17 protein-coding genes are annotated in these 17088 nt (G+C 48.1%); 15 read left to right on the top strand and 2 right to left on the bottom strand.

What is annotated here, in order from left to right; translation table 11 throughout:
* Positions 1-47: 47 nt before the first annotated feature.
* The 10 genes from E4N69_RS00240 to E4N69_RS00285 all read left to right on the top strand — a co-directional run bounded on the left by E4N69_RS00240 (position 48) and on the right by E4N69_RS00285 (position 9129).
* The gene (locus E4N69_RS00240) at positions 48-1046 is read left to right on the top strand and encodes a VWA domain-containing protein (protein WP_253824094.1); all 999 of its coding nucleotides are present in this window, start codon (positions 48-50) and stop codon (positions 1044-1046) included.
* Positions 1046-2008, top strand: coding sequence for a vWA domain-containing protein (locus tag E4N69_RS00245; protein ID WP_253824095.1), 963 nt, complete (start codon positions 1046-1048; stop codon positions 2006-2008). Before E4N69_RS00240 ends, E4N69_RS00245 begins: the two co-directional genes overlap by 1 nt.
* Positions 1992-2648 carry a tetratricopeptide repeat protein gene (locus E4N69_RS00250; RefSeq protein WP_253824096.1) on the top strand — a complete coding sequence of 219 codons (657 nt, stop codon included), beginning with the start codon at positions 1992-1994 and terminating at the stop codon, positions 2646-2648. Before E4N69_RS00245 ends, E4N69_RS00250 begins: the two co-directional genes overlap by 17 nt.
* Positions 2600-4219 carry an SH3 domain-containing protein gene (locus E4N69_RS00255; RefSeq protein WP_253824097.1) on the top strand — a complete coding sequence of 540 codons (1620 nt, stop codon included), beginning with the start codon at positions 2600-2602 and terminating at the stop codon, positions 4217-4219. Before E4N69_RS00250 ends, E4N69_RS00255 begins: the two co-directional genes overlap by 49 nt.
* 80 nt (positions 4220-4299) lie before the next feature.
* The gene (locus tag E4N69_RS00260; protein WP_162661964.1) at positions 4300-4530 is read left to right on the top strand and encodes a hypothetical protein; all 231 of its coding nucleotides are present in this window, start codon (positions 4300-4302) and stop codon (positions 4528-4530) included.
* Between the two features lie 159 nt (positions 4531-4689).
* Positions 4690-5739: a YedE family putative selenium transporter gene (gene yedE / locus E4N69_RS00265; RefSeq protein WP_253824098.1), complete on the top strand. Its 1050-nt coding sequence runs from the start codon at positions 4690-4692 to the stop codon at positions 5737-5739.
* Between the two features lie 114 nt (positions 5740-5853).
* Complete coding sequence (locus tag E4N69_RS00270; RefSeq protein ID WP_253824099.1) at positions 5854-6063, top strand: sulfurtransferase TusA family protein; 210 nt, start codon at positions 5854-5856, stop codon at positions 6061-6063.
* Positions 6060-6329 (top strand): putative Se/S carrier protein, encoded by a 270-nt coding sequence (locus E4N69_RS00275; RefSeq protein WP_253824100.1) that lies wholly within the window; start codon positions 6060-6062, stop codon positions 6327-6329. The genes E4N69_RS00270 and E4N69_RS00275 overlap by 4 nt, the downstream gene beginning before the upstream one ends.
* 9 nt (positions 6330-6338) lie before the next feature.
* Positions 6339-7406, top strand: a complete 1068-nt coding sequence (selD, locus tag E4N69_RS00280) for a selenide, water dikinase SelD (RefSeq protein WP_253824101.1) — start codon at positions 6339-6341, stop codon at positions 7404-7406.
* A 217-nt stretch (positions 7407-7623) separates the two neighbouring features.
* Entirely contained in the window at positions 7624-9129 is a 1506-nt protein-coding gene (locus E4N69_RS00285) for a CoA-acylating methylmalonate-semialdehyde dehydrogenase (protein WP_253824102.1), read from the top strand.
* 98 nt (positions 9130-9227) lie between these two features.
* On the opposite strand, the gene iolE is transcribed toward E4N69_RS00285, so the two are convergent.
* Positions 9228-10124: a myo-inosose-2 dehydratase gene (iolE, locus tag E4N69_RS00290; RefSeq protein ID WP_253824103.1), complete on the bottom strand. Its 897-nt coding sequence runs from the start codon at positions 10122-10124 to the stop codon at positions 9228-9230.
* Between the two features lie 19 nt (positions 10125-10143).
* Entirely contained in the window at positions 10144-12084 is a 1941-nt protein-coding gene (gene iolD, locus E4N69_RS00295; RefSeq protein ID WP_371922391.1) for a 3D-(3,5/4)-trihydroxycyclohexane-1,2-dione acylhydrolase (decyclizing), read from the bottom strand.
* Between the two features lie 306 nt (positions 12085-12390).
* On the opposite strand from iolD, the gene iolG reads away from it, so the two are divergent.
* The 5 genes from iolG to E4N69_RS00320 are packed head-to-tail and all read left to right on the top strand — an operon-like array spanning position 12391 to position 16888.
* A complete protein-coding gene (iolG, locus tag E4N69_RS00300) occupies positions 12391-13401 on the top strand; it encodes an inositol 2-dehydrogenase (RefSeq protein WP_253824105.1) in 1011 nt (336 codons plus the stop codon).
* Between the two features lie 15 nt (positions 13402-13416).
* Positions 13417-14259 carry a ketose-bisphosphate aldolase gene (locus tag E4N69_RS00305; protein WP_253824106.1) on the top strand — a complete coding sequence of 281 codons (843 nt, stop codon included), beginning with the start codon at positions 13417-13419 and terminating at the stop codon, positions 14257-14259.
* Complete coding sequence (gene iolC, locus E4N69_RS00310; RefSeq protein ID WP_253824107.1) at positions 14259-15275, top strand: 5-dehydro-2-deoxygluconokinase; 1017 nt, start codon at positions 14259-14261, stop codon at positions 15273-15275. Before E4N69_RS00305 ends, iolC begins: the two co-directional genes overlap by 1 nt.
* Positions 15276-15280: 5 nt before the next feature.
* Positions 15281-16084, top strand: a complete 804-nt coding sequence (locus tag E4N69_RS00315) for a 5-deoxy-glucuronate isomerase (RefSeq protein ID WP_253824108.1) — start codon at positions 15281-15283, stop codon at positions 16082-16084.
* A 12-nt stretch (positions 16085-16096) separates the two neighbouring features.
* The gene (locus tag E4N69_RS00320; protein WP_253824109.1) at positions 16097-16888 is read left to right on the top strand and encodes a DeoR/GlpR family DNA-binding transcription regulator; all 792 of its coding nucleotides are present in this window, start codon (positions 16097-16099) and stop codon (positions 16886-16888) included.
* The last annotated feature ends 200 nt before the right edge of the window (positions 16889-17088 follow it).

Here is a 17088-nt window from a genome sequence, read left to right on the forward strand (position 1 = left end):
TAAAACTGCTGCGGATGTGGTATAATGACCGTGATAAGGATACCCGTGTGCTGAATTTTCAACGACCGCTTTCTTTTTTCCTCCTGCTGTTACTGCCGACTTTTGTACTGCTCCGGCGGACGGGGAGATTGCAAGCGGTATCGATATCGCTGCCGCTTGGAAATTGGAACGGATTTGTTCCTGAAAAAAATCTGCGGGTGTATCTGGCGCACCGTATCTCCCAGTACACCCTTGCGGCAGCCTTTGTATTCGCCGTCGCTGCGCTTGCGGAACCGGTACGGCAAACTTCCGAAGCAATGTATGCCGGTTCGGGACAGGCGCTGATGTTTGTCATCGACACCAGCCCCTCGATGGCGGCACAGGACATGGGAACACAGACACGGCTTGAGGCGGCGAAGCAGATTATCAAGTCTTTTGCGGAAAAGTACGAAGGCGACTCGTTAGGGCTTACCGCGCTGGGAAGTTCCGCCGCCGTACTCATTCCGCCGACAATCGATCGGCACACATTTCTGACCCGTTTGGATCAACTGCAAGTCGGTGAATTCGGCGACGGAACGGCAATCGGTATGGGGCTTGCCTCTGCCGTGCTGCATCTGACGCAGTATTCCGCGATCACCTCACATATCATTCTCTTTACCGATGGAGATAACAACACCGGCGAGGTACATCCCCGCGCGGCCGCGGATATCATCAAGCATAAAAAAATCGGATTTTACATTATCGGATTGGGGAAGTCGGGATATGCGCCGGTTAAGTATATTGATCCCATTCAAAAAAAAGAAATTTCCGGTACGCTCAACACCGTGTTTAATGAAGCGGAGTTACAAAAAATCGCCGGTTACGGTAACGGCCGCTATTTTTCGGCACAGTCACCCGAATTATTAACGGATATTTTTAATCGATTTATTCAAAAAATACCGGCGACGCCTCCTTCAATGACGATGCGTAAATACGCGTACCTTGACGGGCTGTTTTTATTGATTGCAATGAGCTGCGCGGCAGGAGCATGGCTGCTCCGCAGAATCGGAATGCAGGCGGTGTCATAATGATTGAATTTGAAAAACCGTTTTTCCTGTTGTGCATCATCGGTATTCTGCCTGCCTGTGCCGTTACGTTGTACCGCATAAAAAAATTAAAAGAAAGCTACGCGGCAGCGGGAGAGATTCGCGCCATTATACGGACACTGCGAATCCGAACGGCGCTTTGGAGCATCGGCTGGCTGTTTCTCAGTATTGCCGCAGCCGTACCGCTCTGGGGCACAAAACAAACCACCGTAGTTAAACACGGAAATGCGGTCATCTTTGCCGTCGATATTTCGCGCAGTATGACCGTCGCCGACATTGCACCGAACCGGCTTGAATTTGCAAAGCGTTATGTTTCCTTTTTGATAGAACGCTTGTCGGAAACCGCCTGCGGACTCGTTACGATAAAGGGACTGGGTACGCTTGCCGTACCGTTGAGTTTTAATCATCAGAGTGTACTGACCGCAGCGGAAACACTGTCGCCGTTCAATGCAACCTCGGCGGGAAGCAATCTTGAACACGGACTGCGTGTCGCATTGGAGGCATTCCCCGAAAATCGATTGACCGGAAAAACGGTTGTGCTGTGTACCGACGGCGGTGAAACAATCGGTTCGGTGCCGCGTATTCTTCCGCGGTATCGGCAAGAAAGTGTTCAACTGATTATCATCGGCTTTGGAACGGAAACAGGCGGCACGCTCTCCATCTTGAATGAAAAACACGAATCGGCCGTGCAAAAAAGCGCGTTGGAGGAATCTGTTCTTAAACGCTATGCGGAGCAAGCATTGAACGGAAGTTTTTATATTTCCGCGGCCGACCTCGGTTCGGCACAGAAGGTGCTGCAATCGCTGACAGAAGGCGATGCCGAAAGCGAGAAAATACGATATGTGCAAAAACCGGTACGGCGGACATTCGAGTGTACGGCGATGGCGCTCCTCTTTTTTTGTATCGGTCTTTGTGCAGGAGGTATCCGTGCTAAAAAAATGTAGACGTCCGGCTGCCGTCATATCACCCATGTCATCATTTTTGTCGGTGAGCTTTATCTTTTTACTGATGACGATGTTCGCCCTATCGGGCTGTAGCGCAGAACAGCAAACCAAACTTGCACACGTAAAAGGAACACTCGCATGGATGCGGAGCGATTGGAATGATGCCGTGTTGTATTTTTATGAGGCTGAAAGTTTAGCGGCGGAGTTATCCGATGAGACCATAAAACCGTACACGGATTTTGCCCTTGCCTCTTCATATCTGATGCAGGGAGAGGATGAGGCTGCGTCCGGAAAATTACAAAATATTTCCGAAACGGCACCTGAGATTTTACGGGCGCACCGGTTTTATCAACAAGGTATTATTGCGTTTCACTCAAAGGATTATGCGGAAGCGGCGGCATTGTTCCGAAAATCCTTGGAGCTGTCCGGCAATGACATGGCAGCAAAGATTAATTATGAATTGAGTAAAAAGTTGAGCGACACACAGCGGGAGATGCAGCATCAAGCTCCGCAACAGACGCCCGAAGATCCCGAAGCCGATCTGACGGATTCGATTATCTTAGATATTATTCGCAAAAGAGAGCAAACCGAATGGAAAAAAACACAACGCGAATCGGAACCGGCGATAAACGATTATTAGGACTTTTAGTATGCATGCTAGTCGCGAAGACGGCAACAATCTTTTTTTTCTTTTGTGCAGCCGCAAGTCTCTATGGGCAGCAAAACGATTATGCTGAGCATTTTATTGAACTCAAAATAGACGGTACCGAATTATCAATTGATCGCGAATTTGAAATTGAAGTTATCATCAAACGAGAGGCTCCGTATTTGCAGAAGAATAATGGCGATACGCCGCGATTTATCCTTGAGCAGAGCGCAGATACGGCAGAGCTGATACAGAGCAGTGCAATTCCCGAACGGGACGGCCTGCATTTGCGCTATCGGTATCGGTTTAATAAAACCGGTAGATTCCGATTCGAACCGGAGCTGCAATGGAAACGGCAAACGGTCGAGCTGACACCGCTGGATATAACCGTACACCGGTCGCGGCTCTCGGAACATACGCCGTTTGTGTGGACGCTGTATTCTGTAAGCGGTCTGCCGGTTGCGGACGGCACAACCCTTGAACAAGGCACAGAATACATCCTGTGTTTAACTGCAGCTTTTTATTCGGCAGGACATACCGAGCGTTACCGGCACGCTTTACAGACCGCCTCCGCTCAAATCGAAGCTGCCCGCCTCAAATCGTCCGGCTCCCAAGAGAATCGTAACAGCGCTGCTGTTCGGGATATTCACAGTGGGCTGCCGTTACCGGCTGAAATAGTCCGTATCGAATGCGCTCCATCCGAAAGCGCCGCGCTGAAACCGCTCTCTCTTGCCGAATTGCCGTTCGATGCGGCTGTTTTAATAAACTCGGCGGCTTTGTCAAATACTGCCCTGTCTAATACCGGCAGTTTCGAGACCGACGATGAGTATTATGTTCTTGCCGCCTTTAGTTTGATACCCTTGCGGATAGGTGTTCAAAGCTTTCCTCAAGCGCAGATATTTTTTGCAGCGGGTGGAAAAGCATTCAGCGCTCCTGCTACCTACCGCATTGACCGGCAGGCAATTACCGAGGCCGCCGCCGGTGCAGGTGGCGCGGACGGCTTCACCGCCGCTGCGTTTCAGGCGTTCCCGCCTGAAACGCAGTACAGCGGCAGTACTATGTCCGAGCAAGAAAAAAGCGCCGCGGCAAAACAAATAGCCGAATACCGTAAGCAGGAAGCCGCGACGCTTTTTTCTCCCGCAATCCGCCGTGAACGCAGAAAACTGGAAGCTGTGTTGGAGATTGCGCATCCGCTGCCGCTGTATCCGCGCCTGCTCGGCATTCTAACGGCGGTAATCTCCGGCTTACTGCTGATCGGTGCAGCGGTGTGCGGTTTCCGCAATAAAAAGCGGTTTATGCTGCTTTGTATCATCATCGCATTGTGCAGCGGATGCCTCACCGCCGTACTGTTTCGGCTCATACTGCGGCCGCAAGGGGTATATACCGGCGGTAATGTCGATCCAGCAGTGCGGCGGATACCGGAAACGAGCAGCAGCAGCGTATATCAATTGTCGGCAGGTGAAAGCGTCATTATCATACGCAAAGCACCGCAATGGTACTACATTAAAACCGCCGACGGAGTTACCGGCTGGGTTTCCCCGCAATCGATTGTGCAGTACAATTAACGCGAGGCAACACATTGTCTTGATTTCTCTCATAAAAAATGATAGAAAGAATGAACTATTGCTTTTTACAGGAGTTTTTTATGAAATGTAGATTTTGTGAGCAAGATGTAAAACCGGTCGGGCATAATTTAGTATCAGCGACCGGCGATATTGTTTGTACTAAGAACCCGACGAAAAAGCATGTTGCCGTGTATGACGGCGTCCACTGTATCCACTGCGGTCGTCAAGTAAGCATTCTCGGTGATAGAATTGTTACCTCAGCCGGAATAAGCTGTCCGGCATCCCCATCAGGGCGACATGTCGTAAGATAGCGGGAAAAAGCTGACAAAACATATAGTTTTAACGATGCGGCAACGCAGAGCACCGTATGTTTTCAAAAGAAATCTTGACAGCTCCATGAACACCTTGTATCATACTATATATAATTTTTTTTGTGGTTTTATTTAAAATATTAAAACCGGAGGAATGGTATGAAAAAGCATTTCATGGTAGCACTGACAGGCGCATTTATCGGTATTGCGGCTGTCGTATTGGTTAAATTCGGAAACCCGGGAAATATGGGCTTCTGTATTGCCTGTTTCTTACGCGACATTGCAGGTACCTTAAAACTGCACAATGCAGCTGTGGTACAATATATGCGCCCCGAAGTTATCGGGCTTATCGTTGGCGCTTTTGCGATCGCGCTTGTAAAAAAAGAGTTTAAGCCGCGCGGCGGTTCGGCGCCTTTTACCCGCTTTGTATTAGGCTTTTTCGTAATGATCGGTGCGTTGATGTTCTTGGGCTGCCCGCTTCGTATGTTTTTACGTTTGGGCGCAGGCGATTTGAATGCGGTGTTCGGTCTTGTAGGGTTCATCATCGGTATCGCGATCGGAGTGGTATTCCTCAACAAAAACTTCTCATTGAGCCGCGCGTATCCCCAATCCGGACAGGAAGGTATGCTTGCCCCCATCGTGATGATCGTATTCTTCATTTTATTGGTTGCATTCCCCGCCGTTCTCGCCTTTAGCGAAAAAGGACCCGGTTCAATGCATGCACCGATTGCACTCGCACTCGGTATCGGTCTTGTCGGCGGCGCATTGGCACAGCGCAGCCGGCTCTGTACCGCAGGCGGTATCCGCGATGCGATTATGCTCAAAGACTTCCACCTTTTAACGGGCAGCATTGCTATTTTAGTTGCCGTGCTTATCGGAACGCTTGTAACCGGACAGTTTAAGCTCGGACTTGCGGGGCAGGCAGTTGCTCACACCGATGGGTTGTGGAACGCGCTCGGTATGGTACTCGTCGGATGGGCAAGTGTTCTGCTCGGCGGCTGCCCTTTACGCCAGCTCATTTTAACCGGCGAGGGTAACACCGACTCGGCTGTAACCGTAACCGGTTTGATTGCAGGCGCCGCTTTCGCTCACAACTTTGGGCTTGCTTCTTCCGGTAAAGGGCCGACCAGTGCCGGCATGATCGCCGTTGTTATCGGATTAGTCGTAACAGCCTGCGTCAGCATATACTACGCAGCAAAAAATAAATAATGTTTTTGCGGCATCTCTAATTATCGACCTCATTAGGGATGTCTCTTTTTTTAACATACAAAAGGGAGCTTCTAAATAACTCAATTTTTAGAGACGCTCGAAGGAGATAGAGAAATGGAAGATTATACGGTAGATGCACGGGGGCTTTCCTGCCCCGAACCGGTGGTACGGACAAAAAAAGCATTCGATGCGCATCAGAATTTTACGGTGCTTGTCGATAATGAAACCTCAAAAGAAAATGTTATCCGCTTTTGCGATAAGATGAAGGCAAAGACCTCCGTCTCAGCCGACGGCAGCGACTGGAAAATCACCGTTTCAAAATGATTGACGGCTACGTAATAACGTTTCACACTCATTACGAAGCGCTCGTTTGTATGCGCAGTCTCGAAAAAAGCGAGGCTGTGCAAAACGGCGTGATTACCGTCAAGCTTATTCCCGTGCCGCGCGAACTCAGCTCTGCCTGCGGTACGGCGGTTAAAGTTATGATAAAAGACGACGCTGTGTTCGGCGTAGAGAACTTTGCAAACATTGAACGCGATGAAGTGTTCAGCTTTGACTCCGCCGGAACATACACCGCAGCGGATAACTAAGAGGCAAACATGAGCTGTGCAGTCTCGGATAAAAATTTCAGTTTAATTAAATCTTCGTCCTATTCGGGATGAGGGGCAAAATTAAGTGCGGGTGCACTGGACGGATTATTAAAAAGCTTCCCTATTTGCTCCGATCCCCGGCTTTTGGTCGGCTTTGATACATCGGATGATGCGGCTGTTTATAAGATCAATGACGAGACGGCGTTAATTTTTACCGCCGATTTCTTTCCGGCCATTACGGATGATCCGTATATGTTCGGGCAAATTGCAGCCGCTAATGCGCTCAGCGATATTTACGCAATGGGCGGCGTTCCGAAACTGGCACTCAATCTTTTTTGTATTTCGGAAAAAATGCCCGAACCCATTATCAAAGAGATACTGCGAGGCGGCGCCGACAAAGCGTTTGAGGCGGGAGCAATTATCTGCGGAGGGCACACCATTTACGACAGCATTCCGAAATACGGTTTAGCGGTAACGGGTTTTGTGCATCCAGATAAAATACTGCGAAATTCAGCATGTAAAGCGGGTGATGTACTGATTTTAACCAAGCCCATCGGCTCCGGTATTTTAACGACGGCAGCGAAAGCTGATATGCTCGGCGCTGATGAGCTTAAAGGCGTGTATGATGTTATGGCCTTTTTAAATGCCGCCGCCTGCACTGTGATGACCAAATACGAGGTTCATGCCTGTACGGATATCACCGGCTTCGGACTGTTGGGGCACTTGTATGAAATGGGAAAGGGAAGCGGCCTTAGTATTGAGCTTACCTGTAAATCGCTGCCGATTTTTGACGCTGCCGTTGAATATGCCGAAATGGGTTTTGTTCCCGCCGGAGCGTATTCAAACAGGAGCTTTGTCGGCGATAATGCTGCGTTGGATGGAGTGCCTCGCGCCTATCAAGATATCCTGTTTGACCCGCAGACATCAGGCGGTCTTGTTATTGCGGTAGCACAAAAAGATGCGCAACAGTTATACACAGAACTCTGCACCGTCCTTGAAAATACCGTCTGCGGAAAACCGGCAATTATCGGCACGGTTGTAGAACGCGCCGATAAGGTTGTACGGGTAAGTCCCTGATAATGATAAGCCCTGCAATTACGAAATAACCTTTGCATCATCATGGTCATTGTTTATGTCCCGGTATGCTATACCACCTATATGAATATTTTAATTGACATATAACCATAGAGGTTCTATAATATAACCATAAGTTACTCATAAAATACTTATAATATAACGATTTGATCAGCAGTCCTGATGTGATGGGGAATGTTGTTCTTATAAGGAGGAACTGATGGTTAAAACATTGCCGCTTTTTATCGATGGAAAGCAGGTTGTTTCAAAAACACAGAAATTTTCAGATGCGTATGATCCAAGTACCGGAGAGGTAATTGCAAAAGTCCCTTGCTGCACAGCGGAAGAAGTAAATACTGCGGTGTCCGCCGCAAAAAAAGCTTTTCCGGCATGGTCTGCAACTCCGGTACAAAAACGGACGCAAATATTGTATAGGGTCAGAGATTTACTGATTGAGCACATGGATGAACTTACTCATTTGGTAGCGCTGGAAAATGGAAAGGCATGGGCAGAAGCACAAGGCGATGTGTTGAAAGCAAAAGAAGGTACCGAACAAGCGATTTCTGCCCCTTCGCTTATTATGGGCGAAAGTTTGATGGATGCTTCAAGTGGTTACGATACGGTGCTGTATCGGGAACCGATCGGTGTATGTGCCGGTATTGTCCCGTTCAATTTCCCTGCGATGATACCGATGGGATGGATGACCCCCATTTGTATTGCCTGCGGGAATACCATTGTACTCAAAGCCGCAACTTTTACACCGCAGTCGGCATTGCGTATCGCAGAGCTGTATAAAGAAGCGGGGTTACCTGATGGAGTTATTAACATTGTAACCTGCTCCCGTACCGAAGCGGAGATTTTATTAACCCATAAGGATATTAAAGCGATAACTTTTGTCGGTTCAACATCGGTCGGCAAGCATATCTATTCGACTGCAGCGGCGACCGGTAAACGAGTTCAGGCGCTCTGTGAAGCAAAGAATCATGCATTGGTATTGGAGGATGCACCGATTGAACGAACTGCTGCGGGGATTATCAATGCGGCATACGGGTGTGCCGGTGAGCGCTGTATGGCGCTGCCGGTCGTTGTTGTACAAGAGAATATCGCCGATGCTCTTGTTGCAAAGCTAAAAGAGGCAGCCCAGCGGCTCACTGTCGGGAAAGCCTATGATAAAGCCACAAAGCTTGGGCCTGTTGTTAATGCTGAACATAAAGCTTCTATTATTAAATGGATAGAAAAAGGCATCGCAGAAGGGGCGACGCTTGTTTTAGACGGCAGAAACTATACCGTTACCGGTGCGGAAAGAGGCTTTTATCTCGGTCCGACTATCCTCGACAATGTTACAGAGGATATGACAGTCGGTACGCAAGAAATTTTCGGCCCTGTGTTATGTATTAAGCGGGTAAAAACCTTTGAAGAAGGACTCGCAATTATGAATCGAAACCCGTTTGCAAACGGATCGGTTATCTACACCCAAAATGGGTACTATGCGCGGGAATTTGTGCGTCATACCGATGGGGGAATGGTTGGAATAAATGTCGGTATACCGGTACCTATCGGAATGTTCCCCTTCTCGGGGCATAAAGAATCCTTTATCGGCGATTTACATACGCTCGGTAAAGACGGTTATCGCTTTTTTACGGAAACAAAAGTCGTTACCGCCCATTGGTTTGATGAACATGAAATTCATTCAAGCGAAGTGAGCACATGGGACGGTACTATTTAAGATAAGGCATACTGATTATGATAATGATTGCAATGCGTAATCATCAGTCAGGAGGAGACTGATGAATTATGCATTGCGATTTTTCTTATATTTCTTTTTTATATTCCTGCATGTTCGCGGATAAAGCGACGTGCCTTTACCGCATATTCAAACGGATTGGCAAGCGCGGGATCTTGCTCGGCTTCAACAAGGAACCATCCTTCATATTTATGTTCCGCAAGGATTGCAAAAGCTGCGTCGAAATCAATCGAACCGTCGCCCGGGACGGTAAATGCACCAAGCCTGACCCCTTGCAAAAAGCTTAAATGCTCATCTTTTACTTTTTTAACAATCGCCGGACGGATATCTTTAAGATGCACATGCTTAATACGATCGACGTACTTTTTCAAAATTGCAATGTGATCCTCGCCCGAATACACCAGATGTCCGGTATCATACAGCAGATATACTAACGACGGATCGGTTTTGGCCATCATCCTATCGATTTCCGCCGTTGTCTGTACAACCGTCCCCATGTGATGGTGGTAGACAACCTTCATACCCTTTTCCTGTGCAAGAGCGCCCAGTTTGTTTAACCCTTCGCAAAGCAGCTTCCATTCGGCGTCATTCATACAGTGCTTTTTTTCAAATATAGGCGTATCCTGCTGTCCCTGAATACTGTGTCCCTGTTCCGACACGACAATAACCTTTGCTCCCATTGCATGTAAAAAGTCGCGGTGCTTTTTGAACGCCTCTGCCGTTTCTTCAAAAGGCTTCGTTGTCAAAAAAGCGCTGAACCACGCGCTTGCAACTGCAAGGTTGCGTATTTCAAGGTATCTTTTTAAGACAGCCGGATCACGCGGATACTTATTCCCGATTTCCGTACCTGCATACCCTGCCAGGGCAGCCTCGCTGATGCACTGCTCAAATGAATTTTCCTTGCCTAAGTCGGGCATATCATCATTTGTCCATGCGATCGGTGCAATGCCGAGCCGAATTTTCTTTGCATCAAACATAATCCTTTCTCCTCTATAGCTAGTATTTTCTTGCTTGGGCAAGATGTATTTCTTTTTGCTTGTATGCTTCCTGTACCGATTCCGATGCCGAATTACCTGCAATACCGACATGCCACCAAGCGCCGTATCCGTCGGTCATGGTCTTAGGCAACACCTTAATATCGATCAGTACGGATTCAGGGACAGCCATTGCGTCTTTCAACGCGTAAGCCAGTTCATCAAGTGTTCGTGCCGTATAAGCTTTAAGTCCGTAGCCCCGCGCCACCATCGCATAATCGATCGGAACCATTTCACCGTCCTGCGCTCCCGTTTCAGCATTTCTAAACCGGAATTCCGTTGCAAGACTGGCAATTCCCTGCCCCATTTGTAGGTTATTAATACAGCCGAAGCCGCAATTATCAAACAGCAATACGGTAATCTTAATCCCCTCCTGCCGCGCTGTTATCAACTCGGAATGCAGCATTAAAAAAGCGCCGTCCCCGACCATGCTATACACAGGGCGCGCAGGCTCCGCAAGTTTTACCCCGACAGCGGAGGCAATCTCGTAGCCCATACAGGAATACCCGTATTCAAGATGATAGCCGCCGGGTGAATCCGTTGTCCACATCCGCTGTAAATCCCCCGGTAAACTGCCCGAGGCGCCGGTTACAACCGCATCGGCTTCGATTGTCTTGCGGATAAGCGCAAGGGCAGCCGTTTGCGTAATAACGCCGCCGGTTGCGCGGATAAAATCATCAATCGAATGAGGATTGCGCTTTTCAATAAGCGGTTGAAATCCCGTTCCGTTTTTAAGATAGGCATATTCTGAAAGCCGCTCCATCTCCGTATGCCAACCGGCTTGCGCAGCCTCGATTTCTCCCGAATATCCGGTATGATACTGCGCGTTTTTAAGCGCCGGAAGCAGTTCCGCAAGGCAGACTTTCACATCACCCACAAGCGGCAGCGCATCCAGCTTTCCCGCATCAAAGCCGCTAACATTTATCGAAAGGAACCGGACGCCGGGATGCCGGAACAGCCATTTTGAAGCAGTGGTAAAGTCGGTAAAGCGCGTCCCTACCCCGATAATCAAATCCGCCTCTTTTGCAATCGTATTGGCGGCGCTGTTTCCGGTTACCCCGACGCCGCCGAGGTTCAGCGGTTCACTGCCTGCGATACAGCCTTTCCCCGCCTGCGTTTCTGCAAATGGAATATCAAAGATCTTACAAAACGATAAAAGCTCAGCCCCTGCTTCCGAATACCGTACGCCGCCGCCGCAAATCACTAGCGGTTTTTGAGCGCCAGCGATGCAGGCTACCGCCTGCTTAAGCAGCGTTTCATCCGGACGGCGGCGTTCAATTGTGTGTATCCGATCCGCTAAAAAACTTTCGGGGAAATCCCAGACCTCACCTTGTACATCCTGCGGCAAGGAAATACACACCCCGCCGGTCAGTTCGGGGTCGGTCAACACCCGCAGTGCATTGATAAGCGCTGTCATCAGCTGTTCGGGGCGCTGTACGCGATCCCAGTATCGGCATACTGGTCTAAAGGCATCGCTCGTAGTAACAGCCGCACTGTACGGCTGCTCTATTTGCTGCAGTACGGGGTCGCTTTGCCGTGTTGCAAAGGTATCGCCGGTAAAGACCAAGAGGGGAATATGATTTGCCGTTGCAAGCGCGCAAGCGGTTACCATATTTGCGGCACCCGGACCGATAGACGATGTGCACGCGATGATTTTTTGCCGGTTGTGCTGTTTGGCAAAACCGATCGCCGCATGACACATCCCCTGTTCGTTTCTTCCCTGATACACCCGTAAATTACCCGGGTCGGTCGCTAAGGCCTCACCGAGACCGCAGACATTTCCATGCCCGAATATTGTAAATATCCCTTCTACAAACTTTATCTTCTTACCGTCCCGCATCACATATTGGCGGTCAAGAAATGCCGTTATCGCCTGTCCAACTGTCTTTTGTACCATCGCCAATTCCTCCATCATATGGAAACTTCTAAAAACAACCGTTTTTTTAAAGATATTCCTTTATAGCCTCTTAAAGAACGTCGGTTAAATCCACATCTATAGTTTAAATAGTAGCATTGAACGAGCACGCCGTCAAGAATTTTTTAAGAAATGCTCATTATATACTCATTAAAAATAATAGATATAACCAATATATAACATATATATAATATTAAAATTATATTTAATATATCATTATTTATCAATTTATTGCTTGAATTTACCCAAAACCTATAGTATACTTGTGTCAGAATAGTAAGGAGGCTGAAGAAAATGATTTCTCTCGGCATTATCGGTGCAGGAAGAATCGGAAAGGTTCATGCACAAAGTATTATGAATCACATTACATCGGTGCGGCTTAAAACGATTGCCGATCCTTTTATGAATGAGGAGACCGAAGCCTCGCTCCGCGTGCTCGGTGTGTCCGATTGCACAAAAGATTATAAAAAGATATTAAATGACCCCGAAATTGATGCGGTCTTAATCTGCTCATCAACGAACACTCATGCAGACATCTCGCTTGAGGCAATCGCAGCCGGTAAGCATGTGTTTTGCGAAAAACCCGTGTCTCAAGACATTGCAAAAATCCGTCAGGTAATGGAAAAATTAAAAGGAACAAAACTTAAATATCAAGTAGGCTTTAACCGCCGGTTTGATCATAATTTTGAAGCGGTACGCGCCGCCGTCGCAAATGGAGATGTCGGCGATGTGCATATTGTACGCATTACATCTCGCGACCCTGCACCGCCGCCGCCCGAATACGCAGCCGTTTCAGGAGGCATGTTCCTCGACATGACTATCCATGATTTCGATATGGTACGCTATTTAACCGCAAGCGATGTTGTCGAGGTGTTTGCAAACGGCGCTGTGCTGGTAGATCCGCTTATCGGGAAAGCGGGCGATATAGATACGGCCATTATTTCGCTTAAAATGGCGAATGGCGCCTTAGCCGTTATCGACAATTCTCGCAAGGCGGTATACGGATATGATCAACGTGCGGAGGTGTTCGGTTCGAAAGGCCAAGCAAGCGTTTCTAACGACACGAACTCATCGCTCATACTGAGCAGTGAAACCGGTATCCATACCGAAAAGCCGCTCTACTTTTTCCTTGAACGGTATATGGCTTCCTTTACAAAAGAGGTGCGTATGTTCGTACAGGCAATTGAGCAGGACAGCCCCGTACCGGTTGACATTAACGACGGATTGCAGCCGGTATTGATCGCCGCCGCAGCGTTGCGTTCCTTAAAAGAACACCGTCCGGTACTTTTATCGGAAATAAAGTAAGAGGCGGAAACCGGCATGGCATTAGCGCTGATGACTGATTTATTGCGGGAGGCTGAACAACATAATGAGGCGGTAGGTGCCTTTAACGTTGCCAATATGGAAATGATTATCGGTGCGATAAAGGCGGCGGAAACGGCAAATACCCCTATTATTCTTCAAATTGCGCAGGCGCGGCTGATCTATTCCCCGTTCCATCTAATCGCACCGATGATGGTGAGCGCCGCCCGTGCCGCAAAGGTACCCGTAGCAGTGCATCTTGACCACGGACAAACCCTTGATGTCATCAAAAACGCACTCGACTACGGCTTTACTTCCGTCATGATTGACGGTTCCGCGCTTCCGCTGGAACAAAATATTGCAATAACGAATGAGACGCTTGCCGCAGCAAAAAAATACGGCGCAGGCGTCGAAGCGGAGTTGGGAACAATCGGCGGCAGCGAAGGCGGCGCCGAAAAAAAGGCCATTACTACCGATCCCGAAACCGTAAGGGTATTTTTAAGCCGCGCCCCGGCTGATGCACTTGCCGTTGCTATCGGGAATGCGCACGGCCATTATCGAGGAACGCCGCAACTTGATTTTGAGGTGCTTAAAACAATACGTGCACTGACACCGGTGCCGCTGGTTTTGCACGGCGGTACCGGCATCAGCGATGAAGATTTCAGGCGGTGTATAAACTGTGGTATACGGAAGGTTAACATTGCAACGGCAAATTTTGATGCTGCTGCGGACAGTATACGCGCTTATTGCGCTCAACATGGTACGCCAATGTTTTTCGACATACATGAAGCCGCCGTGCAAGGCGTATACGAAAATGTTCTTCGCCACATCGCGGTTTTTAATAATGAGGAGAAAGGCTGATGTATATTGATTTTGACCGGTCTCGACCGCTGGATCTCGTGTTGTTTGGACGGGCAACCGTCGATTTAAACCCTATTGATTATTTCCATCCGCTGCAGGATTGCGTTTCGTTCAAAAAATATCTCGGCGGCTCCCCTGCGAATATTGCAGTCGGACTTGCTCGCCTCGGGAAAAAAGCCGGCTTTGTAGGAGCCGTTTCCGATGACCAGTTCGGTACCTTTATTACCGACACGTTTCAAAAAGAAGGGGTTGATATCTCCCAAATGGTGCGGACAACGCACGGAGAAAAACTCGGTCTTACCTTTACGGAAATCCTCAATGAACACGAAAGTAGTATTCTGATGTACCGCAATCAAGTGGCAGACTTATCGCTTTCTACGGAGCATATTCACGAAGACTATATTCAATCGGCAAAGGCAGTGCTTATTTCCGGTACCGCATTGGCGCAAAGCCCTTCCCGTGAAGCGATGTTGAAAGCGGTTACGTTTGCAAAGAAAACCAATACACCGATTATTTTCGACATTGACTACCGTCCCTATAACTGGAAAAGCGAGGATGAAACCGCACTGTATTATTCGATCGTTGCGCACGAAAGTACTGTCATACTCGGTTCCCGTGAAGAGTATGATTTAACTGAACGGCTGATAGGGCCGGGTAAAAATGATGCAGAGACGGCAGCCTATTGGCATTCGCAAAAAGCAAAAATCGTTGTTATTAAGCACGGGAAAAAAGGCTCGACGGCGTATACGCAGGACGGAAAAGACTTTTCGATTAAACCCTTTCCGGTAAAGGCGCTTAAATCGTTCGGCGGCGGTGACGGTTATGCTTCGGCATTTTTATTCGGTATCTTTAACGGCTGGGATATGATTGAATGTCTTGAATTCGGCAGCGCTTCGGCTTCGCTTTTGGTGGCAAGTCACGGCTGTTCCGCCGATATGCCGTCTGAAGAAAAGGTGAGACAGTTTATCAAAGAGTGTAAAGCACAATACGGCGAGATGGTTGCGCGGGAGGGGTAATGACTATGAAGTACGATAGAAAATCGCTATTCGGCTACCCTACGTTTAACGAACACGGGGTACAGATACTTACGGAAACAAACGGCCTTTATGCAAATATGCTGATGAATATTTCTGTTCACCGGCTTATGGCGGGGCAAACGCTTTCTTTACGGGACTCGGCGCAAGAGACTGCGGTGCTGCTCCTTGAGGGTACCGTGCATTTTGCTTGGGAGGACAAAGCCGAAATCGCCGTGCGTCCTACTACTTGGGACAATGCCGGTTATTGCCTGCATATTCCCAAAAATACTGCGGTAACCGTTACGGCGGAGCAGCCCTCGCTTGTACTGGTACAGCAAACGGAAAATTTCCGCAGCTTTACCCCTGTGTTCTATACCCCTGATACGATAAAAATCAACACCTTCGGTACCAATATCCCCGGCAATACGGCGGTGCGGGAGGTTACCACCATCTTTGATTACAGCACGGCTCCGTATTCCAACATGGTTATCGGAGAAATCTTTAACCATGCGGGGCTGTGGTCAAGCTTTATTCCGCATACCCATGAACAGCCCGAAGTATACTACTATCGATTTGATAAGCCGCAAGGATTTGGTGCCTGTTTTATCGGGGATGAGGTGTTTAAAATCAAACATGAAAGCTTTGCAGCTATCCCGGGCGGATTAACCCATCCGCAGGTTGCGGCTCCTGCCTACCGTATGGCCTATGTTTGGATGATTCGGCATCTTGATGGAAACCCGTGGACAAGCCGCTGCGATGCGCCCGAACATCGCTGGATAGTTGACCAATTCGGTAGTATTGGGTATTAAATTATTCATAATATGAGAACACAGCGACTGGAGAAAATTGAAAATTTTGTTTATCATTATCAAGCGGTAACCCTTGATCAACTTTGTGATGCCTTTAAAGTATCAAAAAACACTATCCGGCGGGATATTGATGAGATCGTTAAGGGGAAGAAAATTGAAAAAACATACGGCGGGGTACGTGTTGCAAAAGAGGGGATAACGCTTCCTTCCTTTGGCGATCGCACGGTTCAAAATCTTGATCTAAAAAAACGGATTGCGCGCACTGCCTGCGATTATGTGAAAGATGGAGATATTATCTTTATCGATTCAGGCACTACGACCTGCCACATGATAGAAGGGCTGCAAAACAAACAGGTGACGGTACTTACCAATAATCTTGAATTTCTCATTCAGGCAGTGCCGTATACCGGTTTGCAAGTTTTTAGCCTCTCCGGTGAACTGGACAGGAGCACGCTTTCGTTTACCGGCCCGCATACGCTTGAGGTCTTGAAAAGTTATAATATTTCTAAGGCTTTCATGGCGGCAACTGGTATCAGCACCCATGCGGAAGTCAGCAATACGGTTCCGGCAGAATCCGTAGTAAAGAAACTTGCTATCGCCCGATCACAGGAAGTATATCTTTTGTTAGACAGCAGTAAATTTAATCAAACATCGATGGTAACCTATAGCTCTTTCAGTAATTTTGATGCGCTAATAACCGATAAACAGCCGACAGGCGATTTACTCATTTCTCTTCAAAAAAATGATGTTGAAATTGTGCTCGCGGATTGTATCGGAACACCGGCATCTAGAATCGTTCCTTAAAATTCAACAGCCGAACAAAATATCAATTTTGGAGACTGTTGAATTCGTGCGCGGTAGCGCACATATAATCCGCAACTTTGCTTTGTGTAAACTTGACGTGTTTTTCAGCCGCGCTATTTCAGCGGCTGAAAATAAACCTTCCTTAAAATTGAACAACTGAACAAAGTGTCAACTTTGGAAGTTGTTCAATTAGTACGCGA

It is taken from the genome of Treponema sp. OMZ 906, from assembly GCF_024181185.1.
Lineage (GTDB): Bacteria > Spirochaetota > Spirochaetia > Treponematales > Treponemataceae > Treponema.

Bases quoted from the DNA above. Each gene is read 5' to 3' on its own strand.
- E4N69_RS00245 (WP_253824095.1), top strand. From the start codon at position 1,046: ATGATTGAATTTGAAAAACCGTTTTTCCTGTTGTGCATCATCGGTATT.
- E4N69_RS00255 (WP_253824097.1), top strand. From the start codon at position 2,600: ATGGAAAAAAACACAACGCGAATCGGAACCGGCGATAAACGATTATTA.
- E4N69_RS00260 (WP_162661964.1), top strand. From the start codon at position 4,300: ATGAAATGTAGATTTTGTGAGCAAGATGTAAAACCGGTCGGGCATAAT.
- yedE (WP_253824098.1), top strand. From the start codon at position 4,690: ATGAAAAAGCATTTCATGGTAGCACTGACAGGCGCATTTATCGGTATT.
- E4N69_RS00270 (WP_253824099.1), top strand. From the start codon at position 5,854: ATGGAAGATTATACGGTAGATGCACGGGGGCTTTCCTGCCCCGAACCG.
- E4N69_RS00275 (WP_253824100.1), top strand. From the start codon at position 6,060: ATGATTGACGGCTACGTAATAACGTTTCACACTCATTACGAAGCGCTC.
- E4N69_RS00285 (WP_253824102.1), top strand. From the start codon at position 7,624: ATGGTTAAAACATTGCCGCTTTTTATCGATGGAAAGCAGGTTGTTTCA.
- iolE (WP_253824103.1), bottom strand. From the start codon at position 10,124: ATGTTTGATGCAAAGAAAATTCGGCTCGGCATTGCACCGATCGCATGG.
- iolG (WP_253824105.1), top strand. From the start codon at position 12,391: ATGATTTCTCTCGGCATTATCGGTGCAGGAAGAATCGGAAAGGTTCAT.
- E4N69_RS00305 (WP_253824106.1), top strand. From the start codon at position 13,417: ATGGCATTAGCGCTGATGACTGATTTATTGCGGGAGGCTGAACAACAT.
- iolC (WP_253824107.1), top strand. From the start codon at position 14,259: ATGTATATTGATTTTGACCGGTCTCGACCGCTGGATCTCGTGTTGTTT.
- E4N69_RS00315 (WP_253824108.1), top strand. From the start codon at position 15,281: ATGAAGTACGATAGAAAATCGCTATTCGGCTACCCTACGTTTAACGAA.
- E4N69_RS00320 (WP_253824109.1), top strand. From the start codon at position 16,097: ATGAGAACACAGCGACTGGAGAAAATTGAAAATTTTGTTTATCATTAT.